Origin of the sequence: Bradyrhizobium sp. (assembly GCF_035701725.1) — a bacterium.
Taxonomy (GTDB): domain Bacteria; phylum Pseudomonadota; class Alphaproteobacteria; order Rhizobiales; family Xanthobacteraceae; genus Bradyrhizobium.
Genome location: NZ_DASSRP010000148.1, coordinates 1 through 10,335, shown reverse-complemented (window position 1 = coordinate 10,335; position 10,335 = coordinate 1). Strand labels below are relative to the sequence as shown.

The window sequence follows — 10,335 nt, the reverse complement described above, 5'->3', positions numbered from 1 at the left end:
GTGACGGAAGCCGGGACTTATTCATTTCGCCCAGCGAATGCAAAGGCGCCGCCAGAGAGGACCTCAAAAACCGCGCGGCCCGACTTCCACGAAAACTATCGTTTCTTAAAGAATGGACAGCAATTCGATGCTATAAGGGCTCGCCGGGTGTGCTCCGGCTGAGGATTGGGGATGCCGATCGACCGCTTGCTGGTGGGAAGCAAGCTCAGACCCGACGAGGTCGCGAGGCTGAACGCGGCCTACACCTACGCGTTGCGCCGTATTGGTCTCGTCGACCGCAACGATCCCATCACCGAAATGCTCGCGCGCAAGATCATCGAGATTGGCGCGACCGAGAGCGACCCGCAGAAAATTTCAGACATCGCTGTAAAGAAGCTGACGGGATAAGACTCTTAAGGCATTTCGACTTCGCTCTCTGCACAATCACAAATCTGCCAACGGCGGCGTCCGTCTTACCGGACGTTTGCTGCCGTGCTGCTCGACGAAGCGTCGAAGGAAAGCCGGGACATCCACGCCGTCGCGCGCACAACCATGTGCAATCAGATCGGCGACCTCCGTTGACGCATCTCGCGCCCAGCCTTCGGCCGTGTTGAAGGCGACCACGCGGACCGGATCGTTGTATTGGCCGTCGACGAGGTCGACCAAGAGCGCTGCAAGATCTGTCTTGGCCTGATCGGTCTCGCGCCATGATGGGCCGAGGCGACCACCATCGTTGTCGAGGACGAGGTAGACGGTTCCGTGATCGTCACTGGCGGGGACAAGAGGCGGCGCGGAACCCATATATGCAACTCTCTAAATGCGAACAAAGACAAACTCTTCGACGCCATCAAAGTTGCGTGGGTGGATTGGCACTCTCGCCCAATTGACTGCCAGCCTGTTGCGGCGCAACTTTACCGTGTCACAGCCCGGCGTCTGGCTTCCATCTGTGATGAGAACGCCAATTGCGCTCCCGCCCAACTCAACGCAGGGAGCGCGGGTGATGCCGCAGCCTTATTGTATATACGTCCTCGGCGACGACGGCCACTTCCAGCGGCGCGTCGACTTGGTCTGTGAGAATGATGCGCGAGCCAAAGACAAAGCCGAGCAGATGCTGGACGGTCAGAGCATCGAGATCTGGCAGAGCGCACGGCGGGTGTTGACACTTCACCCTGAAGTATCGCGCGAAAGCGATGATGATCCCACTCGCGAGGAACATTAGTCGCGACGGCATTGAGTGCGGCAGAACGAAGCGGACGCGACGTTTGGGTAGGTCTGCCGGCGGAATAATCTTCAGCGGGTCTCGTTGGAAGGTCGCCCGCAAGGAAATCTGTTTCACAAACTTGCGGGCGATATCAAGTGCTCAGGCCTGATAGTTGATGAGCGATGATGTCCCCGCGCTGGAGGCCGTCGTCGCGCCGTTGGCGCCATAGGCGAAGGATTGCGCATCCTGCAGCAGCTTCAGGAAGTCCTTCAGGACGGTACTTGCCGAGGTGCCGTCGGTTGACGAACTGTCGCTGCTGCCATCGGCCGAACTCGAGGATGAGCTTGAGGACGAACTATCGAGCAACTGCTGGAGTGCTGCGGCCGCGCTTGAAGTGCTCGAACCGTCTCCGGATGGCGACGCTCCCGGTGGCGGCCCGCCGGGAGGAGGTCCGCCGGCTCCTTGCGGTCCGCCGGGTCCAGCTGGACCGCCCTGACCACCGGGGCCGTTACCGAATGTGTTGCTGAAGAGATTTTGCAGCTCGTTGGCCTGATCGCTGGTCAAGGCGCCGCTCGTCACCTGAGCCTGTATCAGATCGTTGATCTTGGATTTGATGTCGCCGGGTCCGCGATGGCGGCTACCTTGCGAACCTGAAGCCTGTGACGGCGACGAAGACTGGCCGGCGTTCAATGAACTATCGATACTCGTCAGCGCGGACGATAGCGCCGACTGGTCGGTTGAACTGATGGTGCCTGCCGACACCTCGGATTGAAGCTCCGCTTGGAGCTGTTGAAGCGGACTGCTGTATTGGCTGGATCCAAGTCCTGAAATCGATGACATCAAGGAATCTCCTGGCGAAATGCGTAGTCATGCTTGGGCGGACGTCGTTAATGAAAGGTGATGGGCCGCCAGGAGATTTGTTGCGGAGGATTTCCGGCATTTCATTCGCTGCAGGCGAGGGGATGCGGCATCGTCTCACGCGGAAACCGCAAGCTGACGGCGTGAGACGGCGCAGGATCGTCTTGCGCAGTTTGCAGCATCAAACTGCGACAGCGCGAAGTCGAGCCATGTCCGTCGAGGCGGCACGCCATCGCTCGCCGCCAGCATCAGGCCATGTGCATGACTTCGCGGCGACGCGCACAACGAGAAGCAAAGAGAAACAAAGTCACATCTCGATACGATTGATTTCGCGACGCCTTCCGATGCCGATGTGCGGTTCTTAGATATCGTCCCGACGCACGCGCGTGCGAATGGAGGCGTCATGGTCAAATTGCCACCACCTATCTGGGCCTTGATTTACGTCGTGGTGACGCTCGCCCTCAGCTGGCTGCTCGGCTGGCCCGTCGTGCCGGGCTTGCCGTTGCCTGTGCTCGGTATTGCCCTGACGTTCCTTGCCTGGGTGCTCCCAGTCTGGGCGGCCATCAGGTTTCGCCGCGCGGGCACGGAAATCAACCCGACCTCGCCGACGAACCGCGCGCTGGTCGTCGACGGACCTTATCGCGTCACCCGCAATCCGATGTATCTCGGACTGGTGCTGACGACATTGGGCATTGCGATTTGGATCGGCGCCTGGCCGATGTTTCTGGCGCCTGTCGCGGTGTTCCTGACCGCGAACTTCGTCCATATTCCCTTCGAGGAAGCCAAGATGCGCCGCCAGTTCGACGGTGCTTTCGACGACTATGTGCGACAGGTCAGGCGTTGGGTGTGATCGTACGGGCGACGCGCCGGGTGCGGCGAATTTGCCAAGCTGACGCTAGGGCAACGCGCGCAGCCACGCGCCGATGTCACGCGCCGCGACATTGGCCTGCTCGAGCAGTTTGCCCATGGTGAAGAAGCCGTGGAATTGCCCGGGAAAGGTTTGATAGATCACCGCGACCCCTGAATCCGTCAACCGCTTCGCATATTCCTCGCCTTCGTCGCGCAAGGGATCAGCGCCCGCGGTCAGGACATAAGCGGGCGGCAGGCCGGCGAGTGTTTCGGCGCGGGCAGGCGAGGCACGCCAGTTCTCGATATCGCCGAGGTCGTTGAGATAATGATCGCGAAACCAGCGGATCACGTTGTGGGTGAGCAGGATGCTGGTCTCGGGCTCGTGATGCGAGGGATGCGTCATCGCAAAATCGGTGGCGGGATAGACCAGAACTTGTCCAGAGATCGCGGGGCCGCGATTGTCGCGCGCCGAGATCGCAACGACCGCGGCGAGATTGCCGCCGGCGCTGTCACCGCCGACGACGAGCCGCGCAGCATCGAGGCCAAGCTCTTGCGCATGGTCCGCGACCCATTGCGTCGCGGCCGTGGCATCATCGACGGCGGCCGGAAATTTGCATTCGGGCGCGCGGCGATAATCGACCGAGATGACGACGAGCTGGCCTTCGTCGGCGAGCTTCCGGCAGACCACGTCATGGGTGTCGAGGTCGCCGATCACCCAGCCGCCGCCGTGAAAGAACACCAGGCCTGGCGACAGGCCGTTCGATTGTCTCAACGTCCTCGGCCGAAAGATCCGCGCCGGGATCGTGCCGCTGGGCGTCGTGACCGCGAGCGGCTCGACGGATTTCATCAGTGGCGGATCGGGATTGGTGACGAGCCGGGCCTGACGGTAATATTCGCGCGCTTCCGCGGGCGTGAGCGTCTCGTAGGCCGGCCGGCCCGCATCAAGGAATGCCTGGTAGACGAGGGCGGCATCGGAATCGAGGATGACGGACATAGGTGCGGGAACCCCGAGGCGGCCTTGATCGGCGCGATATTCCATCGCGGGCAGGACTTGGTCCAGCTTGGGCGACCGCACCGGGCGCGCGGTGTCCAAATTCGCGCCACTGGCCGCGGCCTAAGGCCGCCCTTTCCCCGCCGTATTCGGCGTGTTAACCCGAGCTAACCCGCGCGCGACCGCAAGCTTTTGAGTGTCGCACGCCCGATTCGCCTGTATAAACCGCGACATGTATCGAGCCCTGCTTCTGACCGGTATTGCGGCCCTCGTTGCGGGCGCGGCGATTTCGTTTGCGCCGCCGGCGCATGCCCAGATCGGCAACATCTTCTCGGATCAGCCGCGACCGCCGGGCAGCGTGCCCCGTGGTGGTCAGCAGCCGCAGGCTATCCCCGATGATGAAGAAGAAGTGCCGGAGCTGCCGCGCGGCCGCTTGCTGCCGGCGCCCAACCGCCCGCTGCCTGGACAAGGCGTGCCGGCGCCGGGAGCCGTGACCTCGCAGCCGCTGGCGCCGCCGCCGGGCACGACGGTCGTTCCGCAAAATCCGCAAGCCCCCGGGGCGCCGGGGTCGAACGTGGCCGTTGCGCCGCCCGGCGCCAACGTTGCGCCGGGACAGCGCCCGGGGCAAAAGGGCGCCGTTCCACCGACACAGGCGACCTTGCAGCCCGGCGACGAAGTCGTGACCGAGCCGCCGGCGCAGAAGATCGTCAACAAGAAAGCGAGCTTTTCCGGGCTCGACAAGATCACCGGCCGCATCATCAACTTCGATGAAGATATCGGCGAGACCGTCCAGTTCGGCGCGCTGCGCGTCAAGACCGACGCCTGTTATACGCGCCCGGCGACGGAAGCGGCCAACACCGATGCCTTTGTCGAGGTGGACGAGATCACCTTGCAGGGCGAGGTGAAGCGGATCTTCTCGGGCTGGATGTTTGCCGCAAGCCCCGGCCTGCACGGCGTCGAACATCCGATCTACGATATCTGGCTGACCGACTGTAAGGCGCCGGACACCACCGTCGTCAGCGTGCAGCCGGATACGCCGAAGCCGCCGCCTGCGCCGGCGCAAAAACGCCAACCGGCCCAGAAACAGGTGCAGCAGGCGCCGCGGCCGATGCCGCCGCCGCAGGCGCAATATCAGCCGCAGCCCCCACCACCGCCGCCGCCGCCGCCTCAGCCACCCCAGCAGTCCGGTGGCCTGTTCGGGATCTTCCGGCAATAAAGTTGATGGGTCCTGGCGCCGCGTCCACGACGCGGCGCGGCGATACGTTCAACCGCGCGCCGCGATGATTTCCAGCGCCCGGGCGCCATCGAGGGCCACGTCAGCCGGCAAGCGGTAGAAATCGGCATTACCCTTGAGCGCCTTGTCGAGCAGTACGGTGTAACGGCGGCGGGGAATCTCGACCGCGCCGAAACCGCGCAGGTGCTCGGTCACATATTGCGTATCGAGCAATTCGAAGCCGCCGGCGATCAGGCGCGCGACCAGATGCACGAGCGCGACCTTCGAGGCATCGCGGACATGGTGAAACATGCTCTCGCCGAAGAAGGCGCGGCCGAGATTGACGCCGTAAAGGCCGCCGACGAGTTCGTCGTCTTTCCAGACCTCGACGCTGTGCGCATGCCCCAATTCATGTAGCCCGACATAGAGGTCGCGGATGCGCTTGTTGATCCAGGTGTCGTTGCGCCCGGGCTGTGGCGCGGCGCAGCCGGCGATGACGGCCTTGAAGGCACGATCGACGGTGACCGCAAAAGCATTGGAGCGCACGGTGCGGGCGAGGCGAGAGGCGACATGGAAGCCGTCGAGCGGGATCACGCCGCGCATCTCCGGCTCGACCCAGAACAGGCTCGGATCGTCGGCGCTCTCGGCCATCGGGAAGATGCCGCAGGCATAGGCGCGCAGCAGCACCTCGGGCGTAATCTCGGAATTGGCAGTGTCGCGGGACATCATGGTGAACAGTAGAGCTTCGATTCCGGCGTTCGCAAGGTATCTCCGGGCAAAAGCTGGCAGCACGACGCTACTTTGCGCCTTCTGCGCTTGCCTTGGCCGGCGTGCTGGTGGTCCGCGGAAAGCGCAGCACGATCCGCGTGCCGGAATGGGCCGGGTCACGCTCGACGTCGGCGCAAAGCTTCGCCGCCATCGCACTCACGATGCGCTGACCCATGCCGGTCGAGCGCGGATCGCTCTTGGCATTGAGGCCAACGCCGTCATCGCTGATCGACAATTCGATTTCGGAATCCCGGCCGTGGAGATCGACGTGGATCGGGCCGGAGCCGTCCGGATAGGCGTATTTCACCGCGTTCATCACCAGCTCATTGACGATGATCCCGATCGCAACGGCGCGGTCCGGATCGATCTCGATCGGTTCGGCCTTCAGCGTCAGGCGTGACATCCGGTTGCCTTCGGCCGATCGCCTGAGATCCTCGAGCAGAGCCTCGAGATATTGATTGAGCAGGACGCTCTTGAGGTCATGGGACGTATAGAGCCGGCGATGGACCTGAGCCACGGCGGCGACGCGCCCCATCGCATTGGTGAGTGCGGCCTTGACGTCGTCCTGGACGGCCGAGCTTGCCTGCAGATGAAGCAGCGATGCGATGATCTGCAAACTGTTGCCGACGCGGTGATTGACCTCGCGGAGCAGCACCTCGCGCTCGGCGGCGAGCGCCGCAAAGCGGTCGCGGGCGGCATGCACTTCGGCCTCGGCCTCGTCGCGGGCCTTTTGCAGCCGCGCCTGGCGCAGCGCGCCGTCGACGGCGACCTGAAGCAGGGGGATGAAGTCGCCATGCGCGTCCTTGACGAGATAGTCGGCAGCTCCCGCCTTGAGCGCGGTGACGGCGATTGTGGAGTCCTGCGAGGCGGTGACGAATACCACCGGCGGGGCGTTCGCAATCGCCATGATCCGCTCCAGCGTTTCCAGTCCGTCCAGGCCCGGCATGTACTGATCGAGCGCGATGACGTCGATGCCGCCCTGGGCCAGACGGTCCAGCCCCGCCGTCCCGCTTTCGGCGTGCACCACCTTCAGTCCAAGGCGCGTCAGGCCGCGATCGACCAGGCGCGCCAGAGCCTTGTCGTCGTCGATATAGAGCAGGGTGGGGGTGTCAGCGCTCATATGGCGGTCGGGGGCACCTGGATGACCGAGAAGAACAAGCCGAGCTGACGAATGGCGTTGGCGAAGCTCTCGTAGTTGACGGGTTTGGTGATGTAGACGTTGCAGCCGAGTTCATAGCAGCGCCTGATTTCCTGGGAGTCGTCCGTCGTCGTCAGCACGACCACCGGACTCGATTTCAGATGCTTGTTTTCCTTGACCCGCTGCAGGATCTCGATCCCGCCCATGTCGGGAAGGTTCAAATCGAGCAGGATCAGCAGGGCTTCCCCCTTGCGCTCAAGACCGGAGCCGTCGGCTCCGAACAGGTAGCGTACAGCGGTCGTGCCGTCCGTAAACGGCACGATTTCGTTATTGACCCCGGAGCGCCTGATGTTGCGTTCGATCAGACGGGCGTGACCCTCGTCGTCCTCGATCATGATAATGGTGACCGGCTTGCTCATGTATCTCTGTTCCGTTGGCTGGCTTTCCATTTGACGGGAAGGGTTACTGTGAAGGTGCTTCCTGCATCAAGTTCCGACGTCACCGACATGGTGCCGCCGAGCCGCCGCACAAGGGCGCGGACATGGGCCAGTCCGATGCCTTGTCCGGGCTTGTCCTGCAGGCCGGCGCGGCGGAATAGATCGAAGATGCGTTGGTGGTCTTTCGGATCGATCCCGCGGCCGTTATCGGAAACCTCGAAGATCGCATATCCAAGTTTGGTGCGGCCGCGCACCGAAATGTCGCCGGCGACGCCCGGCTTGAGGTATTTAAGTGCGTTGTCGATCAGGTTGGAGAAGATCTGCTCGATGGCGAGGCGGTCGCTGGTGATTTCGGGCAGCGGCTCGATGTGTATCTGTGCGTTGGCCTCCGCCGCCTGGTGCGCGACCGTAGTCACGATCGCCTCGATCAGTTCTTTCATGTCGATCTCGACCGGTTCGAATTCGCGTCGTCCTTCCCGGGTGAGATTGAGGATCGCCGAAATCAGCCGGTCCATTTTCGCAATCGACGATTTGATGAATTCGAGTGCTTCGGAGAAATCCGATTGCAACTGCCTGTCCTGTGGCTCCAGCGCGGGCTCGCCGTCCAGTTCAGGCAATGCGGACGGGGCTGCAGCGAGATGCAGCGCCGCAATCCGCTTGAAGATGTCGGCCCGCAGTTCTTCGAGCTCGCTGGTAAATCCCATGATGTTGACGAGCGGCGAGCGAAGATCGTGGCTCACGATATAGGCAAAACGCTGGATCTCGTTGTTGGCCTCGCGCAGGTCGGCAGTGCGCTCATCCACCGTGGCTTCGAGATTGAGATTTGTATCGCGCAGCTGCGCTTCGGCTTCATCACGCGCGCGGGTCGAGCGCCGCACCAGAGCGACGGAAATGGCGCCCAGCAGCACGACGAGGCCGGAGCCCACGACCGTCACGATCGAGGCAAGGCGCTCGGTGCGGTCTGCGGTCTGGGTGCGCAGCGTGAACAGGCGCTCTTCTTCCGTTCGCATTTGGCCGGCAATCTCATTGATGCTCTCGACGGCCTTGCCTGAATCGGACGTGCGCAGCATCTGTATGCCGCCGGCGGTGTCGTGCCGGCTGGCAAAACCGATCGCCTTTTCGAACTCGTCCAAACGCGCCTGAACCGGCTGCCGCAACCGATTGGAGCCGTCGGTCTGCGCGGGATTGTCGCCGGCCAGCCGGATCAGTTCGTCGATATCGGAATGGACCTTGGCGGCGGCGTCGAGATATTCATCGAGGAAGCGCTGTTCTTCGGTAAGAAGGTAGCCGCGCGCCGCGCTTTCGGTCGTGCGAATGCGCAGCAGCAGCGTGGAAATCTGGTTTTCCACCTCGACGGTGTGCACCACCCAGTCGTTGTCTTGACGCGCGAGGTCGACCAGAATGACCGAGAGCGCGCTGATGGCGACCAGCACCAGAAATCCGGCTGCAAGCAGCAAGGTCTGCCAGATGGCGCGTCCGCCCTGCACCTGCGGCTTGTCGATTGTCACGCGAGCGTCCCGGTTCCCAAGGTCTTAGCATTATTCGGAGCCACATTTCGAGCGTCGGATCGAAAGGACACTGGCAGACCTGTTATGTGAGCATGTGCGGCTCAAAGCCCGCACAGCGAATTCGCGGCGCCGACGATGCGGATGTCCCGACCGTCGCACCAGGTAAAATCAAGAAAACCTGCGGGGAATGCTCCCGCTGGCGTAACGCGCGGGCCGGTTGTTGGTTCCATCAGGGGAACCGGAATCGGCGCATCAGTTCGCCGACTGGCCGGCGAGGTACTGCTCGAGCCAGTGAATATGATAGTCGCCGTCGATGATGTCCGCCTCGCGCACCAGCGCACGGAACAGCGGAAGCGTGGTCTCGATGCCGTCCACCACCATTTCGTCGAGCGCGCGGCGCAGCCGCATCAGGCATTCGGCCCGCGTCTTGCCGTGCACGATCAGCTTGCCGACCAGCGAGTCATAATACGGCGGGATCACATAACCCTGATAAACGGCGGAATCGATCCGCACGCCAAGGCCGCCGGGCGGATGGTATTGCATGATCTTGCCGGGTGAGGGACGGAAGCTGACAGGGTTTTCGGCATTGACCCGGCATTCGATGGCGTGACCGTTGACCTGCACCTGATCCTGCGTGGCGGGAAGGTCGCCGCCGGCGGCGATGCGGATCTGCTCCAGCACGAGGTCGATCCCGGTAATCATCTCGGTTACGGGGTGCTCGACCTGAATGCGGGTGTTCATCTCGATGAAGTAGAACTCGCCGTCTTCGTACAGGAATTCGACGGTGCCGACGCCGAGATATTTCATCTCCTGCATCGCTTTGGCGACGATGCCGCCGATCCGGTTGCGTGCGCTCGCATCGAGCGCCGGCGAGGGACCTTCCTCCCAGACTTTCTGATGCCGCCGTTGCAGCGAGCAATCGCGCTCGCCGAGATGGATGGCGCCGCCGCGGCCATCGCCGAGCACCTGGATTTCGATGTGGCGCGGCTTCTGCAGGTATTTTTCCAGATAGACGGATGCATCACCGAAGGCAGACTTGGCTTCGTTCGCGGCGGTCGAAAGCGCAAGCGCGAGGTCCTGCGCGGTCTGCGCCACCTTCATGCCGCGCCCGCCGCCGCCAGCGGCTGCCTTCACCAGCACCGGAAAACCGATGTCCTTTGCGATTGCCATCGCATCGTCACTGGCGCTGACCGCGCCGGCGGAGCCCGGCACGACGGGAATTCCGAGGCGCTTGGCGGTCTTCTTGGCCTCTATCTTGTCGCCCATCAGGCGGATGTGCTCGGCCTTCGGACCGATGAAATGCAGATTGTGGTCGGCGAGAATTTCGGCAAAGCGCGCGTTTTCCGACAGGAAGCCATAGCCGGGATGCACGGCATCGGCGCCGGTGATCTCG

12 protein-coding genes are annotated in these 10,335 nt (G+C 62.9%); 4 read left to right on the top strand and 8 right to left on the bottom strand.

Features of this window, described 5'->3' with window-relative positions:
• Positions 1 to 171 precede the first annotated feature (171 nt).
• Positions 172 to 387 (top strand): hypothetical protein, encoded by a 216-nt coding sequence (locus tag VFL62_RS08585; RefSeq protein WP_325171944.1) that lies wholly within the window; start codon positions 172 to 174, stop codon positions 385 to 387.
• Between the two features lie 36 nt (positions 388 to 423).
• Here VFL62_RS08585 and VFL62_RS08580 read toward each other — a convergent pair whose 3' ends face one another.
• Positions 424 to 780 (bottom strand): hypothetical protein, encoded by a 357-nt coding sequence (locus tag VFL62_RS08580; protein ID WP_325171943.1) that lies wholly within the window; start codon positions 778 to 780, stop codon positions 424 to 426.
• A 199-nt stretch (positions 781 to 979) separates the two neighbouring features.
• On the opposite strand from VFL62_RS08580, the gene VFL62_RS08575 reads away from it, so the two are divergent.
• Positions 980 to 1,198, top strand: coding sequence for a hypothetical protein (locus VFL62_RS08575; RefSeq protein ID WP_325171942.1), 219 nt, complete (start codon positions 980 to 982; stop codon positions 1,196 to 1,198).
• 141 nt (positions 1,199 to 1,339) lie between these two features.
• On the opposite strand, the gene VFL62_RS08570 is transcribed toward VFL62_RS08575, so the two are convergent.
• Positions 1,340 to 2,020, bottom strand: coding sequence for a hypothetical protein (locus VFL62_RS08570; protein WP_325171941.1), 681 nt, complete (start codon positions 2,018 to 2,020; stop codon positions 1,340 to 1,342).
• A 421-nt stretch (positions 2,021 to 2,441) separates the two neighbouring features.
• Here VFL62_RS08570 and VFL62_RS08565 point away from each other — a divergent pair, with 421 nt between their 5' ends.
• A complete protein-coding gene (locus VFL62_RS08565) occupies positions 2,442 to 2,888 on the top strand; it encodes an isoprenylcysteine carboxylmethyltransferase family protein (RefSeq protein ID WP_325171940.1) in 447 nt (148 codons plus the stop codon).
• A gap of 45 nt (positions 2,889 to 2,933) precedes the next feature.
• Here VFL62_RS08565 and VFL62_RS08560 read toward each other — a convergent pair whose 3' ends face one another.
• On the bottom strand, positions 2,934 to 3,881 hold the full coding sequence (locus VFL62_RS08560) for an alpha/beta hydrolase (protein ID WP_325171939.1): 948 nt from the start codon (positions 3,879 to 3,881) through the stop codon (positions 2,934 to 2,936).
• A 229-nt stretch (positions 3,882 to 4,110) separates the two neighbouring features.
• Between VFL62_RS08560 and VFL62_RS08555 the strand changes: the two genes are divergently transcribed.
• On the top strand, positions 4,111 to 5,094 hold the full coding sequence (locus tag VFL62_RS08555) for a DUF2155 domain-containing protein (RefSeq protein ID WP_325171938.1): 984 nt from the start codon (positions 4,111 to 4,113) through the stop codon (positions 5,092 to 5,094).
• 48 nt (positions 5,095 to 5,142) lie between these two features.
• Here VFL62_RS08555 and aat read toward each other — a convergent pair whose 3' ends face one another.
• From aat to VFL62_RS08530, 5 genes are all read right to left on the bottom strand, one after another.
• Entirely contained in the window at positions 5,143 to 5,820 is a 678-nt protein-coding gene (gene aat / locus VFL62_RS08550; RefSeq protein WP_325171937.1) for a leucyl/phenylalanyl-tRNA--protein transferase, read from the bottom strand.
• 67 nt (positions 5,821 to 5,887) lie between these two features.
• Positions 5,888 to 6,979, bottom strand: coding sequence for a sensor histidine kinase (locus VFL62_RS08545; protein ID WP_325171936.1), 1,092 nt, complete (start codon positions 6,977 to 6,979; stop codon positions 5,888 to 5,890).
• Positions 6,976 to 7,416, bottom strand: coding sequence for a response regulator (locus VFL62_RS08540; protein ID WP_325171935.1), 441 nt, complete (start codon positions 7,414 to 7,416; stop codon positions 6,976 to 6,978). Before VFL62_RS08540 ends, VFL62_RS08545 begins: the two co-directional genes overlap by 4 nt.
• Positions 7,413 to 8,942 (bottom strand): sensor histidine kinase, encoded by a 1,530-nt coding sequence (locus tag VFL62_RS08535; RefSeq protein ID WP_325171934.1) that lies wholly within the window; start codon positions 8,940 to 8,942, stop codon positions 7,413 to 7,415. The genes VFL62_RS08540 and VFL62_RS08535 overlap by 4 nt, the downstream gene beginning before the upstream one ends.
• 252 nt (positions 8,943 to 9,194) lie before the next feature.
• The coding region (locus tag VFL62_RS08530; protein ID WP_325171933.1) for an acetyl-CoA carboxylase biotin carboxylase subunit at positions 9,195 to 10,335 on the bottom strand (1,141 nt) is incomplete at its 5' end.

What these genes read in the sequence shown, in the direction of transcription:
- VFL62_RS08585 (WP_325171944.1), top strand. Translation starts at nt 172, where the DNA reads ATGCCGATCGACCGCTTGCTGGTGGGAAGCAAGCTCAGACCCGACGAG.
- VFL62_RS08580 (WP_325171943.1), bottom strand. Translation starts at nt 780, where the DNA reads ATGGGTTCCGCGCCGCCTCTTGTCCCCGCCAGTGACGATCACGGAACC.
- VFL62_RS08575 (WP_325171942.1), top strand. Translation starts at nt 980, where the DNA reads ATGCCGCAGCCTTATTGTATATACGTCCTCGGCGACGACGGCCACTTC.
- VFL62_RS08570 (WP_325171941.1), bottom strand. Translation starts at nt 2,020, where the DNA reads ATGTCATCGATTTCAGGACTTGGATCCAGCCAATACAGCAGTCCGCTT.
- VFL62_RS08565 (WP_325171940.1), top strand. Translation starts at nt 2,442, where the DNA reads ATGGTCAAATTGCCACCACCTATCTGGGCCTTGATTTACGTCGTGGTG.
- VFL62_RS08560 (WP_325171939.1), bottom strand. Translation starts at nt 3,881, where the DNA reads ATGTCCGTCATCCTCGATTCCGATGCCGCCCTCGTCTACCAGGCATTC.
- VFL62_RS08555 (WP_325171938.1), top strand. Translation starts at nt 4,111, where the DNA reads ATGTATCGAGCCCTGCTTCTGACCGGTATTGCGGCCCTCGTTGCGGGC.
- aat (WP_325171937.1), bottom strand. Translation starts at nt 5,820, where the DNA reads ATGATGTCCCGCGACACTGCCAATTCCGAGATTACGCCCGAGGTGCTG.
- VFL62_RS08545 (WP_325171936.1), bottom strand. Translation starts at nt 6,979, where the DNA reads ATGAGCGCTGACACCCCCACCCTGCTCTATATCGACGACGACAAGGCT.
- VFL62_RS08540 (WP_325171935.1), bottom strand. Translation starts at nt 7,416, where the DNA reads ATGAGCAAGCCGGTCACCATTATCATGATCGAGGACGACGAGGGTCAC.